The sequence below is a fragment of the Sphingomonas sp. G5 genome (assembly GCF_052660795.1).
Genome location: NZ_CP109660.1, coordinates 657,850 through 674,789 on the forward strand (window position 1 = coordinate 657,850; position 16,940 = coordinate 674,789).

At 68.0% G+C, this 16,940-nt stretch carries 19 protein-coding genes; 12 read left to right on the top strand and 7 right to left on the bottom strand.

Going from position 1 to position 16,940, the window contains the following annotated elements; all coding sequences use genetic code 11:
- Window positions 1–210 precede the first annotated feature (210 nt).
- A complete protein-coding gene (locus NE358_RS03175; RefSeq protein ID WP_289941416.1) occupies window positions 211–1,386 on the bottom strand; it encodes an MFS transporter in 1,176 nt (391 codons plus the stop codon).
- Window positions 1,387–1,830: 444 nt separating this feature from the next.
- Here NE358_RS03175 and NE358_RS03180 point away from each other — a divergent pair, with 444 nt between their 5' ends.
- Window positions 1,831–2,088 (top strand): nuclease, encoded by a 258-nt coding sequence (locus tag NE358_RS03180; RefSeq protein ID WP_115915798.1) that lies wholly within the window; start codon window positions 1,831–1,833, stop codon window positions 2,086–2,088.
- 48 nt (window positions 2,089–2,136) lie between these two features.
- On the opposite strand, the gene NE358_RS03185 is transcribed toward NE358_RS03180, so the two are convergent.
- Both NE358_RS03185 and NE358_RS03190 read right to left on the bottom strand, forming a co-directional pair.
- Window positions 2,137–2,463 carry a four-helix bundle copper-binding protein gene (locus NE358_RS03185; RefSeq protein WP_258873310.1) on the bottom strand — a complete coding sequence of 109 codons (327 nt, stop codon included), beginning with the start codon at window positions 2,461–2,463 and terminating at the stop codon, window positions 2,137–2,139.
- 46 nt (window positions 2,464–2,509) lie between these two features.
- The gene (locus NE358_RS03190) at window positions 2,510–3,319 is read right to left on the bottom strand and encodes a hypothetical protein (protein WP_116238617.1); all 810 of its coding nucleotides are present in this window, start codon (window positions 3,317–3,319) and stop codon (window positions 2,510–2,512) included.
- 784 nt (window positions 3,320–4,103) lie between these two features.
- Here NE358_RS03190 and NE358_RS03195 point away from each other — a divergent pair.
- Entirely contained in the window at window positions 4,104–4,661 is a 558-nt protein-coding gene (locus tag NE358_RS03195; RefSeq protein ID WP_116238616.1) for a type IV toxin-antitoxin system AbiEi family antitoxin domain-containing protein, read from the top strand.
- 386 nt (window positions 4,662–5,047) lie between these two features.
- Here the strand turns inward: NE358_RS03195 and NE358_RS03200 are convergent, their stop codons facing one another.
- The 4 genes from NE358_RS03200 to NE358_RS03215 form a co-directional block, all read right to left on the bottom strand.
- Window positions 5,048–5,686: a hypothetical protein gene (locus NE358_RS03200; RefSeq protein WP_116238615.1), complete on the bottom strand. Its 639-nt coding sequence runs from the start codon at window positions 5,684–5,686 to the stop codon at window positions 5,048–5,050.
- On the bottom strand, window positions 5,679–6,101 hold the full coding sequence (locus NE358_RS03205) for a RidA family protein (protein ID WP_116238614.1): 423 nt from the start codon (window positions 6,099–6,101) through the stop codon (window positions 5,679–5,681). The genes NE358_RS03200 and NE358_RS03205 overlap by 8 nt, the downstream gene beginning before the upstream one ends.
- Before the next feature lie 168 nt (window positions 6,102–6,269).
- Window positions 6,270–6,638 (bottom strand): hypothetical protein, encoded by a 369-nt coding sequence (locus tag NE358_RS03210; protein WP_147301823.1) that lies wholly within the window; start codon window positions 6,636–6,638, stop codon window positions 6,270–6,272.
- A 140-nt stretch (window positions 6,639–6,778) separates the two neighbouring features.
- Entirely contained in the window at window positions 6,779–7,159 is a 381-nt protein-coding gene (locus NE358_RS03215) for a nuclear transport factor 2 family protein (protein ID WP_103206650.1), read from the bottom strand.
- 304 nt (window positions 7,160–7,463) lie between these two features.
- Between NE358_RS03215 and NE358_RS03220 the strand changes: the two genes are divergently transcribed.
- The 10 genes from NE358_RS03220 (at window position 7,464) to NE358_RS03265 (ending at window position 16,880) form a co-directional block, all read left to right on the top strand.
- A complete protein-coding gene (locus NE358_RS03220; protein ID WP_289941426.1) occupies window positions 7,464–8,969 on the top strand; it encodes a class I adenylate-forming enzyme family protein in 1,506 nt (501 codons plus the stop codon).
- A 40-nt stretch (window positions 8,970–9,009) separates the two neighbouring features.
- On the top strand, window positions 9,010–10,839 hold the full coding sequence (locus NE358_RS03225) for a DUF3556 domain-containing protein (protein WP_289941429.1): 1,830 nt from the start codon (window positions 9,010–9,012) through the stop codon (window positions 10,837–10,839).
- Window positions 10,836–12,275, top strand: a complete 1,440-nt coding sequence (locus tag NE358_RS03230; protein ID WP_289941431.1) for a phytoene desaturase family protein — start codon at window positions 10,836–10,838, stop codon at window positions 12,273–12,275. Before NE358_RS03225 ends, NE358_RS03230 begins: the two co-directional genes overlap by 4 nt.
- Window positions 12,272–13,561, top strand: a complete 1,290-nt coding sequence (locus tag NE358_RS03235; RefSeq protein ID WP_289941432.1) for a PucR family transcriptional regulator — start codon at window positions 12,272–12,274, stop codon at window positions 13,559–13,561. Before NE358_RS03230 ends, NE358_RS03235 begins: the two co-directional genes overlap by 4 nt.
- Before the next feature lie 228 nt (window positions 13,562–13,789).
- Window positions 13,790–13,996 carry a hypothetical protein gene (locus tag NE358_RS03240; protein ID WP_289941434.1) on the top strand — a complete coding sequence of 69 codons (207 nt, stop codon included), beginning with the start codon at window positions 13,790–13,792 and terminating at the stop codon, window positions 13,994–13,996.
- Window positions 13,997–14,259: 263 nt separating this feature from the next.
- On the top strand, window positions 14,260–14,736 hold the full coding sequence (locus NE358_RS03245) for a universal stress protein (protein WP_289941438.1): 477 nt from the start codon (window positions 14,260–14,262) through the stop codon (window positions 14,734–14,736).
- A 5-nt stretch (window positions 14,737–14,741) separates the two neighbouring features.
- Complete coding sequence (locus NE358_RS03250; protein ID WP_289942643.1) at window positions 14,742–15,479, top strand: 2,3-bisphosphoglycerate-dependent phosphoglycerate mutase; 738 nt, start codon at window positions 14,742–14,744, stop codon at window positions 15,477–15,479.
- Window positions 15,476–15,979, top strand: a complete 504-nt coding sequence (locus NE358_RS03255) for a fluoride efflux transporter FluC (protein ID WP_002854165.1) — start codon at window positions 15,476–15,478, stop codon at window positions 15,977–15,979. Before NE358_RS03250 ends, NE358_RS03255 begins: the two co-directional genes overlap by 4 nt.
- On the top strand, window positions 15,976–16,347 hold the full coding sequence (locus NE358_RS03260; protein ID WP_289941446.1) for a fluoride efflux transporter FluC: 372 nt from the start codon (window positions 15,976–15,978) through the stop codon (window positions 16,345–16,347). The genes NE358_RS03255 and NE358_RS03260 overlap by 4 nt, the downstream gene beginning before the upstream one ends.
- A 47-nt stretch (window positions 16,348–16,394) precedes the next feature.
- Window positions 16,395–16,880 carry an inorganic diphosphatase gene (locus NE358_RS03265; protein ID WP_289941449.1) on the top strand — a complete coding sequence of 162 codons (486 nt, stop codon included), beginning with the start codon at window positions 16,395–16,397 and terminating at the stop codon, window positions 16,878–16,880.
- The last annotated feature ends 60 nt before the right edge of the window (window positions 16,881–16,940 follow it).

Below are 16,940 nucleotides of genomic sequence, written 5' to 3' on the forward strand. Positions count from 1 at the left end.
AGGCAGCGGCGGCTGATATACGACCGACTATCGGTTGCGCCTCACGTTGGCCGATGACTGTTCGGGGGAGTGGTGTCTGGCGGCGCCTCCTCGGCAGGGTGACTCCAATGCGGCTACACGTAAGTAGTGTTCACAGCGACCCTTGGGGGGATTGTCAGACTGCGAGGATGGAGACGAGTGCCCACCCATCGGGCTCGGAGTGTCGAGGAACTATCTGCCTCTCGCTGCCCCTCGCTGCTCATCCCGGTACTCCTTGCCGATGCGATCAATGACCCAGGGAGCTAGTGCCGCGCCGCCAAGGATGACGACAGCGCAGGTGACGAATGCGGGGGCCCACCGGCCGTCGGCGGCGATGGCGCCCACGGCGACCACTCCGACTGCCGCGCCGATTGTGTCCGCGTTCGCCTGCAGGCTCATCCCGCGGGCCACCCGGTCGCCGCTCGCCTCTGAGACAAGGGTCTTCTGCAGCGGATAAAGGAGCGCCAGTGAGGCGGACATGATGATCCAGAGTGCGGCGATGAGGATCACGGGCGGTGAGAGGGCGAGCGTTGCTGTGCTCACAGCGGTCGCGAGAGAAGCTGCAATGTAAGCGGGTTTACGACCCCACCGCTCGACGAGACCGTGAAGGGGGCGCGGGAGTAGGGTCATCGCGATGCCGCCTGGCAGGTAGACCAGAGCGATTTGCCACACCTCGAGACCAGCCGCTTGCAGCTGGAGCAAGAGCGCCAATCCGACACCTGCCTCGGCGGCAGTGACGACGCCCCCAATCGTCATCAGAGGTGCGAGTCGGCGGGCATGTTCACGGATTCCGCCGGCGAGTTCCGTTCGCACGACGAGCGGTTCCTTAGGGGTGAGCAGCAAGCGCGCGCCGGCGGCGGCCGCCGCGACGGCAAGTCCGATGAAGACCGCCGAGTATCCGAACGCCCCGAGAAGGGCCATCGCTGGCCCCCAGAAGATCCACGATCCGAGAGCCTCTGCGGACATGAGCCCCGCGTATGTTCCCGAGTCGTCGGCGAGGTACTCCGCTGCTATCGCGCGCAGCGAGATCCAGAACAGAGGACCTGCAACCCCGCCGAGGAACGCCGCAATGAATGCAAGTGCGGGTGTATCTGCTATTGCGTAGATCACGCAGCTGAGGCTGAGGGCGAAGGCGCCGACCGCGGCAATTCGGGACCGTGCTCGTGTGTCGGCAAGATATCCGGCGAGGGGTCGAACGAGCACCGACACCACGAGCTCGGCGGCCACTAGCCATCCGATCGCGGGGGCGCCGAGCCCGAGCATCGCGCCCGCCCAGAGCGGGACGAGGAAGTCGAGCAGTTCGACAGGCCCACTCAGCAGGGTTGCCGATGTCCGTATCGCACGGCCGCGCACGGCATTCGTCGACATCTCACCACATTAAAGGAGGGCCCACCTCTACGCCCTGAATAAATCGCAGGGAGGACTCATCCCACTGCCGAGGCAGGTATGCGGGGCCGAAGCCGGTCGTGTCGTGCGCGGTTGCCGCGCGACGCCAGCGGTCCATATTAGGTGAGCGAAAGAGGTGTCAATCGGTTTCCCTCGTGCGGTTACCTGTCGACGCGGCAGGAGGTCAGCCCAGTGCGAAATCCAGACGTGTCAGTAAACTGACATAACTGTCTACTATCGGTTCGGCCGTTCCCGACCCGCCGCCATTGTAAGCGGGTTACCGCTGGAGCTGGCCGGTTGTTGCTGGTCGACCCCGCAAATGGCGGCACAAGCTTGCCTGATTACGCCCCACTACGCCCGAGATCGCCCGCCCCCACGGCATCCCGTAGCTTCATCTCACCAACCCCTCCGAAGGCAGGTGAAGCCATGTCCCGCACGATCTCGTCGACAGTCCACCCGATCCAGCGCTGCATGGCAGCCTCGAACCCCTCCGCGTGGTGGGATGGTCTCGTCATCGAGGCCGACGGATCGACCGCGACGCTCGCGCTCCTGAACGGCGCGACGGTTCAGCTGCGGATCGTGGGACCTGCGGTCGACATCGCGGTGGGGGAGCCGGTGGCGTTCCACCCGGTCGCCGAGCTGCTCAGCGCGTCGGCGATTCTCACGACCGCGCGCACCGCGTAGCCGAGCGGCCGCCGACGTAACGTCAGCGGCCGCGCGTGAAGAGAGAACTCAGGCGGTCATCGAGGACATCATGGCCTCGCACTTCATGACCATGTCGTCGCAGGCCATAGCGCAGTAGCGGCACATCTCGTCCATGTCGCCGTGCGCGCGGCACTCGGCGGCGCACGCCTTGCCCATGGTCATGCAGGCGGTCATCATGGCGCTCATCACGTCCATGTTCATTCCGGCCGGACGCATCATCATGTGCATCGTCGCCTGAGCCATCTCGACCATGTTCGAGCACATGGCGCAGCACGTGGCCATCTCGGCGCCGTGCATCATGTCGCTGCCGGCGCACATCGCCGCGGCCATCGCGCACGCGTTCAGGGACTGCATGCTTTCCTGCATGGCATTTAGCCCGAAACCGCAGCTGCTGACTCAGTCAGGACAAAGACGGGATGGTGGTGGGGCCGGCGAACCACTCTGGTGGGAGTTCCGGTGCGCGCGCAGCTTGGACGGTGACTTGCGCGGCGATCGCGGATCCCTTGACCTTCACCCACGTCGCAGCGACGAGCCCGTCTCTTTCCAGATGTTCGATGGTGGGCAAGAAGTGCGGGCTGGTCGTCGCGGTGAGTGACCCCACGGCACGGCCGTCGATTCGCACTTCGACTGTGTGCTTCACGATTCCGCGCGCACTCGTCGTCTCGACGCGATGGAGGGTGCCGATCGCGATGCTTTCGGAGCCCGGGTTGACGTGCGGTGAGATTGCCTCGAGGTGGTTCTCCTCCCCCGTCACCTGGACGGCGTTTCCCCACGGGAGGAGAGAGTAGGAAACGCTTGGTGGCTCATTTATAGGGTGAAGCAGATGCGGCTCATTCAGAGCGAGTGAGACCCGAGCATGCAATTTCTTGACTTCATCCCACCCGCGCCGTTGAACAGCCCAGAGCCGGGCGCGAGTCGTGGGCACGTACCCGGCTCGTTCGACTCGGCTGATGGCTGCGTGATAACGGTCGGCGTCGTCTCGCGCGAGATAACCGACGTGTGAGCCCTCGACGACGACCATGATGGCGCGACGGTGGTAGCGGTTCTCGGGCTCCGTTCGCAGTACGGCGGGGACGTCGGGAATCTCGACCTCGTGATCCAGGCGGAGGGCTCGACCGGTCAAAGTCTTGACCACGGCGGCGATCTCGGAGGTCCTGGCGAACTCTCCCTCGACTTCCGTTGACTTGTACTTGTCGCTGCCGAGCAGCATGTAGGAACCGCGGTTCGACGTCGGCAGAGCTTCGCGTGGCGCGGATGGGGGAGGGGTGGGGCCGGCGCCACGAGCGACCATGCCGTTGGCCCCCGCTTTGTTCGCCGCAGCAGCGGCGCGAGCTTCGGCGCGGGTCGCGTACGAGGTGCGATTGGACCGATCTGCGTCTACGCGAGGCCCAAGGGGTTTCTCGGAGTGCGTGGGCGCTACTCGCGGTAATTCCGCGCGGGCGGGCTGATCGGCTTGGACACTGTTCCATGCTCGGCTGGGCGGCGCAGTCGTCTTAGCGCGTCGACGGAGAATCATCGACCAGATGATCGCGCCTATCGTGAGGAGCGGGGCGAGGAAGATGCCCGCCAGGAACCATCCGGCGGCGGCGGAGAATCGACCCGGAGTTCCTGACGGTTGGCTCGTGTCGACGCCCACCAAGATCACGAACACGATGAGTGCCGCGACATGGATCCCCACCATGATGAGGAGCGGCGTCCTCGGTTGCAGAGATGATCTCGACATTGAGTTGTCGCCCTTCGTTCTTCCGCTCTCGCGCGCCTGAGTCGTTGGTGCTGCGGCCGTGATGCTTTCGGGCGATCGTATAAGCGGGATCGCGGTCGATGCACCGTGCGGGCGGCGGAGAGTCGAAGGTGAACGCGTGACGGTTCCTGCGGTGGGGCTGTGGCTGCGGCCTTGGATCAGGATGCGCGAGGATTCCCTCTTACGAACCTGTGAGACGGATCGTTACCAGGTAATATTACCTGTATACGTTTCGTATCACCGAGGAGGAGCAGTGCAACTTGTCACGCCGAACTCGGCTACGCGCGCGAAGGGCAGCCGCAGCGGCTTCTACCGCAGCGCGAACAGGGGAGCATGGGTGCGGATCGCTCGAGGCGTCTATCTCCCCGAAGGCGCGCCCGCAACGGACTGGGACCAGCTCGAAGCATCGGCCCGACGTCCTGAGGCGACCATCTGCCTCGTTTCGGCGCTCGCCTACTACGACCTCACTGATGTCATACCCGACGCACTCGACGTTGCTATTCCTCGTGGTACCCGCGCTCCCGCGTCAGAAAGTGCCATCCAGTGGCATCGGTTCGATGCGGGCACCTTCTTGTTGGAGCGAGAGGAAGTCGTCATCCCCGGCAGCACTCAGCGGATCGGCATCTACACGCCCGAACGAACGATCGTGGACTGCTTCCGCTTACGAGCCGACACGGGTTATGAGATTCCGCGCGACGCGCTGAAAGAGTGGTTGCGACGCGGAGGGAAGCCCGCGACCTTGATGAAAGTGGCTCGAGCCCTTCCTCGGAGCACCAAGCCTGTACGCGACGCACTCGAGATTCTCGCGTGAGCGGTGTTGAGGTTTTCCGAGCGGTGCGGGCGTTCGCGCGTTCGGGTGCCAGGAACGGCGCTCCGGTGGCGACGCAGGAGTATCTTCTCCGGCACGCACTCGAATCCTTTCTCGCCAGGCTCACGCAAACGAAGGCCATGCATCATGTCGTTGGTGGCGCAAGTCTTTACCGTCCGTCTACCAACGCGGCGACGGATGGATCGAGGTAAAGGCTCGCTGGGCGGATCTCGCTTGAGAACTGCTGGCCCTCAGCTCCCCGCGCTGGAGGGGCCGGGGGAGTTCGTGCGCGATCTGCGGGAGGGGTTGGCGGCGGTGCTTGCGGCGTCGCGGAGAGGTGCCACGAGCTCGGCCGTGCCGCTGCCCCCCGGACGGCATTCGGCCCGCCGTTAGGAGGAAATGTCCGTCGCGACGACGTCCGAAACCGGACGAGCACGTCGCGCCCGCGCCACGAGCACGAGTATCCCCAGACCGCCGGTGATGCCCACCCAGACGACGAGCAGCCCGGTGGCTATCAGCGCCGTGAGCGGGAAGACGGAGAAGGCGACGTCCACTCCTACCGAGCCGGAGTTCGGGGCCCAGGTCGCTCCCGCGGTGAGAAAGGCGTACGCGAGGGCGGTTGACGTGAGCCAGGCGCCTCGCACCCGGCGGCCGCGACGCACCATCGTCGTGGTTCCGCCCACGAGGCCCGCGATGATGGCAACGCTCACCGCCACCAGGGCAACCCACGGCATCGCGGAAGCCGCGAAGCCCCCCATCACGTCGCGGCAGAAGAATGCCCTGTTGTTGCCCCAGCTGGTGCCCGCATGATGGCACTCCGCGCCCAGAAAGGCGATGGAGAAGAGGACGGTTGTGCCACTCGCCACGATCGCGCCGAGGCTGAGGATGAGCCAGCCCCAGCCGAAGCCTGAGCGCGGCCATCGCCCCTTTCCCCTGATCCCCACGTTGTCAGTGTGGCATTTCCCGTGGAAGGTGACCGAGTGTTCTCCGGATGCCGAGGCGTCGATGGGTGCGGTGGGGTCAGTCACGCGGACCGGAGTCGACCACCGCAGCCACCGTCTCGATCTCCACAAGCTGGTCGTCGTACCCCAGCACGGTGACACCGAGGAGTGTGCTCGGCGCGTCATGCTCGCCGAACGCCTCCCGGACGACCTCCCACGCCGACACCAGGTCGGCTTGGCGAGTGGAGGCCACCAGAACACGCGTACTGATGACATCCGTCAGACCTGCGCCCGCCTCGCGAAGTGCGATCGTCATGTTCTCGACGCACGTGGCCGCCTGGGCTGCGTAATCGCCGATGCCGGCGGTCGTGCCGTCGAGGTTCAGCGGGCAGGAACCGGCGAGGAAGATCAGCCGCGCCTCAGCGGGAGCGGTGGCGGCGTACGCATACTCCGCGCGGCCGGAGAGGGCGGTCGAATGGATGAGCGTGACGGCGGAGGGCATCTTCTGACCTTTCGAGGGCGGGCTCAGACGGTGCGGGTCATGAGCACGATCGGGGCGTCGAGCGTCTCGGGGACGGCGACGATTCCGAGCGACTGCACGCCTCTCACCGTAGACCGGGCCGCTGCCGTCACCGCAGGATCCGCTGACCCCTCGGCATCCGGGCGCACGTCATCGCGCCCAGCGTTCCCGCTCCGGCACCGAAGACCACGGCCACCTCTCCTCGGTCCCCGCCTCCACCGGCTTGTACGCCGGCCGGCCGCGAATACACAGTCCGTACAACCAGGTCGTTCCGCACGCGGCGCACTGCGCGAAGAGGACGATCGTGTATTTCAGGTCGGATTCCGCCAGCGGCATCATGTCGCGGAGGGGGACGTCGGCGCGGAGGACGTGCATGCGCCCGTCATCCAGTCGCTCGGCGAGCCGGTCCTCGGTGACGCGAATGTCCAGCTCGCGCTGGCCGTAGCTCATCCGGTACTCAGCGACCGACGTGCAGACGTCGCAGTCGGGGAGTGGGGGATCGGGCGAGAGAGGTGGCATCCCTTGATTCTGCCTGCGCCGTGAAGAGCGGTATGCCTCCCGCGACCGGCCGAATCACGTCGGCGGTGTGCCCGAACGACCTCGCGGATACATCACCGCTCCGATCGTGATCACTGCGCTTCCGATGAACAACACCCGACTCACGGCACCGGTTGGACGCTGCCGGCGACGACCTGCCACCGCCCATCGATGATCGACCAATAGCGGAGGTAGCTCATCTTTCCTTCGATGCGGTGACCGTCGTCGATCAGCCGTGCGTCGACCAACGAGTCGACCCGAGCCCTCCCCGCGTGCTCTCGCGTCGATCGGTGCAGTTCGAGTATCTGCTCGAAGCGCACCGCTCCGGTCGAGTGGGCGTTGAGGTCGGCTTCGCGGTCGGTCACCGAGCCATCAGGAAGCTCGAATGCCAGACCCTCGAAGAGCACGTTCCGCAAGGCATCCGTGTCGCTGCGTCGCATGGCTTCGTGGAGGGCGTCTTGGGCCTCGTCGACGGAGCGCCCCGACGCATCGCGCGTGGTCATGCCCCGAGGCTAGCGCGGGAAGAAATGGCTCGGGACGCGCTTTGCGACGGGCCCGACGGGGTTGTGCTCGTCCGCCCAAGAACGACGACCACCCTCCCGACAGCGCGAAGCCGACGGGCCGGGATTCCTCCCCGCCAACCAACCGCGGCATCCGTGCACCGTGCACACTCTGCGGTGTGAAGTCCGCCACCCGCGCCACTGTGCTGCCCGGCCGACCTTTCTAGCGTGAGGGGAGCGCGAAGACGCGCACCAGAACGCTCGAATCGCGTCCGACGCAGCCGTCGACGCGGGGAGGTGAACGACGATGTCTCTCGACGAACTCGACACGCGCACCACGACACCGCTCTCGGTGCCCGGCCTCGCGCACCTGCCGTGGCGGAGCCCCTCAGCCGGGACCGGTCGGCCCGCTGTGCGCGACGTGACCGAAGAACTCAGCTATCGCGGCCTCGAACGGCGTGCGGCCGCGTGCGCGGAGCAGTTCGCCGCGCGCGGGATCGGGCGCGGCGACGTTGTGGCCATCATGCTGCCGAACTCTGTCGCGTTCCTCGCCGCGATGCTGGGCGCCTGGCGCGTGGGTGCAGCGGTCACGCCGGTGAACCCCACGTTCACGGAACGGGAGCTGCGCTACCAACTCGACGACTCGGGTGCGCGCCTGCTCGTGACGACCGGCGCCCCCGCGGTCGAGGTCGAGACGCTGGCGCCGGCGGATCTCGCGCGCATCCCCGACGGATCCATCGACGATCCGCCTATCACCCCCGACACGCTGGCCCTGCTCGTGTACACAAGCGGCTCGACCGGCCAACCCAAGGGCGTCATGCTCGATCACGCCAACCTCAGCGCCATGGCCGCCTCCCTCCGCCGCCACATCGAGCTCGGACCCGACGATCAGGCACTGCTCGTCCTGCCGCTCTTCCACGTCAACTCGCTCTGCGTGAGCTTCCTCGCCCCCATCAGTGCGGGCGGCAGCGTGTCGATCCTGGAACGTTTCGCCCCGGGCACGTTCCTCGACGCGGTCCAGCGCTATCGACCCACCTACTTCTCGGCGGTGCCGGCGATCTTCGCGAGACTGACCGAGGTCCCGCGGGAACAGATTCCGCGCCTGCCCTCGCTGCGCCTAGCGATCTGCGGTGCCGCACCGGCCAGCCCCGAGCTCCTCGCCCTCAGCGAGAAGCGATTCGGCATCCCCATCCTCGAGGGCTACGGCCTCACCGAAGCCACGTGCGCTTCGGCGTGCAACCCCCTGTGGGGCGAGCGCAAGCCGGGCACCGTCGGTCGCGCCCTCCCCGGCCAGCAGATCGCCATCCTCGACGACGAGGGCCGTCTCGTGCCGCCGGGCGTGCGGGGGGAGGTCGCGATCCTCAGCCCCACGGTCATGCGCGGGTACCTCGGACGACCGGATGCCACGGCAGAGGTGATGCGCGGAGGATGGCTGCGCACGGGCGACATCGGCATCCTGGACGAAGACGCCTATCTGACGCTCGTCGATCGGGCCAAGGACATGATCATCCGCGGTGGCGAGAATCTCTACCCCAAAGAGATCGAGGGCTTCCTCGCCATGCACCCCGCGGTGCTCGAGGCCGCGGTCATCGGTCGTCCCGACCCCGTGTACGGCGAGGTCCCCATCGCCGATGTCGTGCTGCACCCCGGCGAGGTCGTCACCGAGGATCAGCTCCGCGCCCACTGCGCCGAGGGCCTGACCAAGATCAAGGTGCCCGCCGAGATCCGCATCGTCACGGATCTCACGCGCAACCCGGTCGGCAAGGTCGACAAGCCCGCCATGCGCCGCGCACTCGCCGCGGCCACCGCCTGACCTCTTCGCTTCCCCCATCCCGTCACCGAAGGAGTTGATCATGGGATTCAAAACCGCGGAGTTTCCGCCCGTCGACACGAGCACATTCCTGCACCAGCCACTGCGCGAGCGGATCAAAGCCCTGACCCTGCACTGGGTGGAGTACGGCTTCGGATCGCCCCGCATGATCGCCGCGACCTACCTCGTGAAGATCGCCGTGCTGTGGCTCCTCATCGGCAGCATCGTCATCACGGCGACGAGCGGCGTGGGATGGTTCTGGCAGGTCGACCAGTGGTGGAACCAGCCGATCGTCTACCAGAAGGCGATCATCTGGACCATGCTGCTCGAAGCGATCGGCCTCGCCGGATCGTGGGGGCCGACGGCGGGCAAGTTCAAGCCCATGACCGGTGGCATCCAGTTCTGGGCGCGACCGGGCACGATCCGGCTACGACCGTGGGCCTGGGTGCCGGGAACGGCCGGTGACACGCGGACCGTGTTCGACGTCGTCGTCTACCTCGGGTTCCTCGCGGCGCTCGCCACGGCGCTCGTGCTCCCCGGCACGGTGACCCCTGCGCTCGCCGCGGCGCTTCCCGAGAACACGAGCGGGTTGGTGCAGACCACCCCCGTGATCGTCGCGATCGCGCTGCTGGTGATCGTGGGCGTGCGCGACAAGACGATCGCGGTCGCTTCGCGCATCGAGCAGTACCTGCCGGCGCTGGTGTTCTTCTCGGTGCTGTCGTTCGTCGACATGATCATCGCGCTGAAGCTGCTCATCGTGGCCGTGTGGGTGTGCGCGGGCATCTCGAAGTTCGGAAAGCACTTCGTCAACGTCATCCCGCCGATGCTCAGCAACACCCCGTTCTGGCCGCCGAGATGGCTCAAGCGCGCCCTGTACCGCGACTTCCCTCGGGACGTGCGCCCGTCGAAGCTCGCGCACTTCATGGCGCACGCGATGGGGACCACGGTCGAGATCGCCGTTCCGCTCGTGCTTCTGTTCTCGCAGAACTTCTGGGTGACGCTCGCGGCGGTCGTCCTCATCGTGGGCTTCCACCTCTTCATCTTCTCGACCTTCCCGCTCGCCGTCCCGCTGGAGTGGAACACCCTGTTCTGCTACGCCGCGGTGTTCCTCTTCCTCGGCTTCCCCGCGCAGGCGGGGTACGCGGTCACCGACTTCTCGAACGGGTGGCTGCTCGCCGGGATCGTCGCGGCCCTGCTGTTCTTCCCCGCGCTCGGCAACCTCCGCCCCGACAAGGTCTCGTTCCTGCCGTCGATGCGTCAGTACGCGGGCAACTGGGCGTCGGCGCTGTGGACCTTCACGCCGGGGGCGGAGCAGAAGCTGGATGCCGTCATCCGGCCCACGTCGAACCAGGTCGATCAGCTCGTTCAGCTGGGTTACGCCCCCGAGATCGCCGAGATCACGATGCAGCAGACGCTCGCGTGGCGCTCGATGCACAGCCAGGGTCGCGGACTCTTCTCGGTGCTCTACCGGGCGCTGCCCGACATCGAGACCCGCACGATCCGCGAGGGCGAATTCGCCTGCAACTCGGTGATCGGCTTCAACTTCGGCGACGGCCACCTGCACGACGAGTCGCTCATCCGTGCCCTGCAGAGCCGCTGCCACTTCGCGCCCGGGGAGTTCGTGGTGGTATGGGTGGAGTCCCAGGCCATCCACGCGGACTTCCAGGAGTACAAGGTGATCGATGCGGCCCGTGGTGTCATCGAGCGGGGAAGATGGCGCGTCGCGGATGCCGTGGCCGCCCAGCCGTGGCTCGCGGACGGCCCCATCCCGCTCGAGCGCTCCTGGAGGGCTGACGCGAAAGCTCCGACGACCGATGTGACGAACAGCGTCCGCACGGTCTCGCGCAGGCGAGGAGAGCGGGTCTCGAAATGACGCGCGCAGTGGTCGTCGGCAGCGGTCCCAACGGGCTGGCCGCTGCCGCGATCCTGTCGGCCGCGGGCCTGGACGTACACGTCGTCGAGGCGGCGGACGAACTCGGGGGAGGGGCGCGCAACAGCGAGCCCCTCCTCGCGGGGCTCATCCAGGACCACTGCGCCGCGGTCCACCCGATGGCGGCCGGCTCGCCGTACTTCGCCGACCTCGACCTGCCGGAATCGCCCTGGGTCCTCCCCGAGATCGACTGCGCCCACCCGCTCGACGACGGCGACGTGGTGTTGCTCCGTCGCTCGATCGTCGAGACCGCGGCCGGCCTCGGCGCCGACGGATGGCGGTGGCAGACCCTGTTCGGCCCCTCGTCGCGCTCGTTCGCGGCGCTGTCGGAAGACATCCTCCGCCCCCTCGTCGGCATCCCTCGTCACCCCCTGCTTCTCGCGCGGTTCGGCGCCGCTGCCGCGCTGCCCCCGGTGTGGACCGCGCGTGCCTTCGCCGAGGAGCGAACCCGTGCTCTGTTCCTGGGCGTCGCGGCCCACGCGTTCCAACGCCTCGACCAACCGCTCGTCGGCGGGATCGGCGCGGGCATCATCACCGCCGGACACGCCGTGGGGTGGCCCGTCGTCGCCGGCGGAACCGGAACGCTCACCGCAGCCGTCATCTCCCGGCTCCGCGAGCGAGGCGTGACGTTCGAGACCGGCCGCCGCATTCGTTCCCGGCGCGATCTGCCCCCGCACGACGTCGTCATGCTCGATGTGCACCCGCATGCCGTGGCCGAGATCCTCGGGGGGAGCCTGCCCCGTCGCACCGCCGAGGCGTTCCGCCGCTTCCGTCCCGGCCCCGCCGCCTTCAAGGTGGAGTTCGCGGTCGCCGGCGGCGTGCCGTGGCGCGCGGAAGAGACCGGTCGTGCCGGCACCGTGCATCTGGCGGGCTCTGCGCGCGAGATCGCGGCGGCCGAGCGCGCCGTCGCCGAGGGGCGGATGCCGGAACGCCCGTTCGTGCTCGTCGGTCAGCAGCACGTCGCCGACCCGCAGCGCTCGGTGGGCGACATTCACCCGCTGTACGCGTACGCCCACGTGCCCGCCGGATACTCCGGGGACGCCACCGACGCTCTGGTCTCGCAGATCGAGCGGTTCGCCCCGGGATTCCGCGATCGCATCCTGGCGACCCGGGTGATCACCGCGACGGAGTGGAGCCAGCGGAACCCGAACTTCGTCGGGGGCGACATCCTCACCGGCGCCAAGACACCGCTGCAGTTCATGCTCGGCCCGCGAATCTCGGCGCAGCCGTACGATACGGGGGTGCCGGGCTTCTACCTCTGTTCCGCTGCGACGCCGCCGGGGCCGGGAATCCACGGACTGTGCGGCGTGAACGCCGCCCGGCGCGCGCTGCGGGGCCTTGCGCCCGCGAGACGGGCCAGGGAGGCGCAGCCCGCGTGACGACGGCATCCGGTTCCGCCGAAGAGCACACGGGCGACGTTTCCGAGCTCCTCGCGCTCGTCGCGCGGCAGCTCGACCTGCGCATGCCCGAGATCGTCCGCGAGATGCGAGACCTGTTGGCATCCCGCATCGACGACCTGGGCGGCGACCCCCAGCTGGTCGAGATGCTGCAGGCGAGCATCGAGGGCAACGTCACGACGATCTGCCACATCCTCGCGAACGGCATCGATCTGGATAGCCTGCAGCCGACCACGGCCGCCGTCGAGTACGCGGCGCGTCTCGCGCAGCGCGATGTGCCCCTGGCGGCACTGACGCGCGCCTACTACCTGGGTCAGAGCATGTTCCTGCGGCTCGGCATGGACGAGGCCGAGCGCCTCGGCGTGAGCGATCGCGTCAAGATCGACGTCGTCCGCGACATCGCCGACGTCGTGCACCGTTACATCGACTGGATCCTGCAGCTCGTGACCGGCGTGCACGAGCAGGAACGTCGGCGCTGGTGGAGCACCCGAGCGACCCTCAACGCGAGCATCATCCTCAAGGTGCTGCGCGGAGACTCCCTGCCGATCCGCGGGTTCGTCTCGGAGACCGGATACACGCTCGCACAGACGCACCTCGGGGTGATGGCCTGGTCCGACGTGGATGCCGAAGACGCGGCGCGCCAGCACGAGATCGACCTCCTGCTGCGCCGACTGGCCACGGCGGTGCACTCGTCCGCCGCGCCGCTCATCACCGTGGTCGATCGATCCACGGCCTGGGCATGGTTCGGCGGGGCTCGGCTCGACGCAGGAGCACTGGCACGGGTGGAGGAACTCGTGGCGACGGTGCCCGGCGTGCGGACCGCCCTCGGCGAGCCGGGCCACGACGTCGAGGGTTTTCGCCGAACGCACGAGCAGGCCGCGATCGCACGGCTCGTGGCGCTGTCGTCGCCCCGCTACCGGGACCGAGCGGTGGTGTCGTACGCCGACCCCCAGGTCGCGCTGGTCCAGCTGCTGACGAAGGATGCCACGGCGACGGCGACGTGGGTGCGCGAGGTTCTGGGCGACTACGCCGGTGCCGGCGAGCAGGCGCGCGTGATGCGCGACACCGTCGCGGCCTACTACGCCGCCGACAAGAACGCGGTGCGGGCGGCGGAGCACCTCGGCGTGCATCGCAATACCGTGCGGCAGCGCGTCGATCGGTTCGAGAGCTCGGTCGGAGCGCGCGGGGCGGATCCTCTGCAGGTGGCGCTGGCCCTCCGGATCTACGATGACCTTCTGCTCGAGGGAGCCGACGCGCCCCACACGTGACGGGCGTTGCGCCGCTCGGCGTGTCCATGCGCCTTCGACTTTCGCCACCAGCGTGCTCCTCGGCGTGCTCCCCAGCCTCCCGGGTGTCGGTGGTGGGAGCTATCGTCGTGATCGCGAGGGCGACGTGGTCGCTGAACGGTGTGCGGCAAGGACGACGGTGAGCCCGCCGGCCCGGTCGCGAGCCGCGGGCTTTGTCACGGGAACACGACGCAGACGGAGAGGATCGACTTGGGAAAGCGCAAGACTCCGGAGGAAAGAGCCGACGAGGAGCGCCGGTACGCGCGGGCGTCGGCGGCGAGTTCCGATGACGAGTTCGAGCCGTTCTTCACCGATCCGAACCAGGCAATCCGCAACGTCGCCGCCCTGAATCCGAACGCCAGTGCTGCCGTGCTGGATCGTTTCGCCGACGACCGTTTCTGGAGCGTCAGGATGTGAGCAGCTCCGCTCAGTGTCGCCCTTCAAGCTTCTCTCCCTGTCGTCCCGCGTCACGAAGCGGACCGGTTCTCGAGGTGCGGAAGATCGTCGGTGCGGGCATGGGGTGGTGGGTGCATACTGGTGGTGTCTTCGGACCCGGCAGTGGGGCTTGCCGGACCCAACCTCGACACTCGTCGACAACAGTCCCTATCTCAGCTGGTTGCGCTTCTGTGCGCCTGAGGTAGGGAGATGTCATGGTCGAGTCGAGCACTGCCGGTGTTGTCGTGGTCGGTGTGCAGTCCGGGCAGGGGCACGACGTCGTCGGTGTCGCGGCTGCCGTCGCTGAACGCTTCAGCGCCCGCCTGGTGTGTGTGGTCGTCGATCCGGCGCTGCTGTCAGCGGGGGTGCGTGCGGACGGGTCGGAGATCATCGAACCGATCGACCCGGACACGGCGGACAGCGACCCGCAGCAGCTCCCCGACGAAGACATGCGGGTCATCAGAGATCTTGCTGCGGCGCGATCGGTCGACGTGGACTTCGTCTCCCGCGTCGGGGACCCGAGTCACGCACTCGCTGCGGTGGCTGAGGAACGTGACGCGGTGATGATCGTCGTCGGATCCCAGGCTGGCCGACGCCGGATAGCGGAACTGCTCACCGGGTCCGTCGCCGCGCACCTGACGCATCAGCAGCACCGGCCGATACTGGTCGTCCCGCACGACCCGGTCGGCGCCACCGTCCTCCTCCCGTCGGAAGCCCCGTGACGGGCATGCTGACGCTCCTGCGGCATGGGGAGAGCACCGCGAACGAAGCCGGCACCTTCACCGGGCTCCTCGACGTCCCGCTCACGCACCGCGGCGAACGGCAAGCATCCGCAGCCGGACAGCTCCTCCGGTCGAACCACATCACGCCGGACGTCGTGGTCACCTCCACATTGCGCCGTGCCGTCCGCACCGCCGAACTGGTCTGCGACGCCCTCGGGACACAGCTGCCCACGGAAGCGGTGTGGCAGCTCAACGAACGCAACTACGGTGCCCTGACCGGGATGACGAAGACCGACGCCCGTCGGATGCTCGGTGACGACGAGTACGTGCGGCTCCGCAGGTCCCGTACCGGCACACCGCCACCGATGTCGCTGCACCTGTGGGAGGAACTGCGGTCGAGCTCCGCGCTGCGCGGCCTGCCCGACGGCGCCCTCCGACGCACCGAGGCACTCTCGGACGTCATCAAGCGGGTCCGCCCCGTCTTGCACGACCGGCTCCTGCCGATGGTGCGGTCAGGGCGGAGCGTCCTCGTCGTCGCGCACGGGAACTCGCTCCGCGCACTCTGCGCATGCATCGACGACCTCACCGACCCGGAGCTCGAGCAGCTCAACCTGCCGACCGGGCAACCCGTGCAGTACCACCTCGCCTCGACGGGTGCTCTCGTCCCGCGGGGTGGGGCGTTCCTGGATCCGGTAGCAGCACAGCACGCCGCGGCGCTGGTCGCGGCAGAAGGCGGAACATGACCACCCGAACGGACACCCCGATGCCCGACGACCAGCTCCCTCCCGACCCGGACGTCGACGTCTCCGACCCGGCAACGACCATGCGGCCGGTGCATCTGCGGTGGCGGTACGTCGGCCTCGTTGCCGTCGGTGGGGCCGGCGGTACTGCCCTCCGCGACGTCATCAGTAGCGTGCTCCCTGCCGATGGCGGGGTGAGTTGGTCGATCTTCTGGATCAACATCACCGGGGCGCTGGCCCTCGGTGTGCTGTTGGAAGCGCTCGCGCACCGTGGGCCCGATGCCGGTCGCCGGAGGGTGCTGCGGCTGCTCCTCGGGACAGGGGTCCTCGGCGGGTTCACCACCTACAGCACCCTCGCCGAGTCCACCGCCGCCCTGTTCCTCGACGGGCACGGACTCGCCGGCACCGGCTACGCGCTCCTGACCGTCTTGTCCGGCGCGATCGCGACCGCCTGCGGTCTCGTCGTCGCCGGCTGGTTCCGACCCCGAACGGAGGAAGCATGAGCCCGTTCCTGGTCCTCGCCGTCGCCCTCGGTGGCGGTGCCGGCGCTGCCGGCCGGTTCCTCCTCGACGGGCTCATCAACACCGGCCGAGAGTTCCGGCTCCCGGTCGGCACGTTGACGATCAACATCACGGGGTCGCTGCTGCTGGGGATCATCGTCGGCACCGCCACCCACCTCGGCGCGGTACCGGTCGCGGTCCTCGGCACCGGGGTGATGGGCGGCTACACCACGTTCAGCACCGCCAGCTTCGAAACCGTCCGCCTCGCCCGCAGCGGCCGGATCACCGCCGCCGCGATCAACGGTCTCGGGATGCTCGTCGTCTCCGTCGCCGCCGCGACCGCCGGCATCCTCCTCGGCGGCACCCTGTGACCACCCCGCCCACGGACCACACACCCGCTCCAGAACCGGAGGCGCTGATGCTCTTCGACGTCACGATCGAGATTCCCCGCGGCAGCGGCAACAAGTACGAAGTCGACCACGCCACCGGCCGGATCCGGCTCGACCGGGCGGTGTTCACCAGCATGGTGTTCCCCCAGGACTACGGCTCCATCGACAACACCCTCGGCGATGACGGCGACCCCCTCGACGCCCTGGTGCTCCTGCCCCGTCCCACGTTCCCCGGCGTCGTCATCACGGTCCGGCCGGTCGGGATGCTGCGCATGGTCGACGAAAACGGCGGCGACGACAAGATCCTCACCGTTCCCGCTGGCGACGACCGCTTCGCGCAGCTGCAGGACATCGGCGATGTGCCGGAGCACACGCTGGCGGAGATCGAGCACTTCTTCTCCCACTACAAGGAAATCGAGCACGGCAAGCACGTCACCACCAACGGGTGGGCCGACCGTGCTGCTGCCGAAGCCGTCATTCGCACCGCGCAGGAAGCCCACACCCGACACCTGTGACCCACGGGTCCACAGACTGCCGCGGGGAGGCACTGGCGCTGAGTGAACGCCAGCAGGTCG

Excerpts from the sequence above, each read along its gene's own strand:
- NE358_RS03185 (WP_258873310.1), bottom strand. The coding sequence starts at position 2,463 with ATGCAGTCCCTGAACGCGTGCGCGATGGCCGCGGCGATGTGCGCCGGC.
- NE358_RS03260 (WP_289941446.1), top strand. The coding sequence starts at position 15,976 with ATGAGCCCGTTCCTGGTCCTCGCCGTCGCCCTCGGTGGCGGTGCCGGC.
- NE358_RS03190 (WP_116238617.1), bottom strand. The coding sequence starts at position 3,319 with ATGCTGCTCGGCAGCGACAAGTACAAGTCAACGGAAGTCGAGGGAGAG.
- NE358_RS03210 (WP_147301823.1), bottom strand. The coding sequence starts at position 6,638 with ATGCCACCTCTCTCGCCCGATCCCCCACTCCCCGACTGCGACGTCTGC.
- NE358_RS03180 (WP_115915798.1), top strand. The coding sequence starts at position 1,831 with ATGTCCCGCACGATCTCGTCGACAGTCCACCCGATCCAGCGCTGCATG.
- NE358_RS03215 (WP_103206650.1), bottom strand. The coding sequence starts at position 7,159 with ATGACCACGCGCGATGCGTCGGGGCGCTCCGTCGACGAGGCCCAAGAC.
- NE358_RS03205 (WP_116238614.1), bottom strand. The coding sequence starts at position 6,101 with ATGCCCTCCGCCGTCACGCTCATCCATTCGACCGCCCTCTCCGGCCGC.
- NE358_RS03175 (WP_289941416.1), bottom strand. The coding sequence starts at position 1,386 with ATGTCGACGAATGCCGTGCGCGGCCGTGCGATACGGACATCGGCAACC.
- NE358_RS03255 (WP_002854165.1), top strand. The coding sequence starts at position 15,476 with ATGACCACCCGAACGGACACCCCGATGCCCGACGACCAGCTCCCTCCC.
- NE358_RS03220 (WP_289941426.1), top strand. The coding sequence starts at position 7,464 with ATGTCTCTCGACGAACTCGACACGCGCACCACGACACCGCTCTCGGTG.
- NE358_RS03250 (WP_289942643.1), top strand. The coding sequence starts at position 14,742 with ATGCTGACGCTCCTGCGGCATGGGGAGAGCACCGCGAACGAAGCCGGC.
- NE358_RS03265 (WP_289941449.1), top strand. The coding sequence starts at position 16,395 with ATGCTCTTCGACGTCACGATCGAGATTCCCCGCGGCAGCGGCAACAAG.
- NE358_RS03225 (WP_289941429.1), top strand. The coding sequence starts at position 9,010 with ATGGGATTCAAAACCGCGGAGTTTCCGCCCGTCGACACGAGCACATTC.
- NE358_RS03230 (WP_289941431.1), top strand. The coding sequence starts at position 10,836 with ATGACGCGCGCAGTGGTCGTCGGCAGCGGTCCCAACGGGCTGGCCGCT.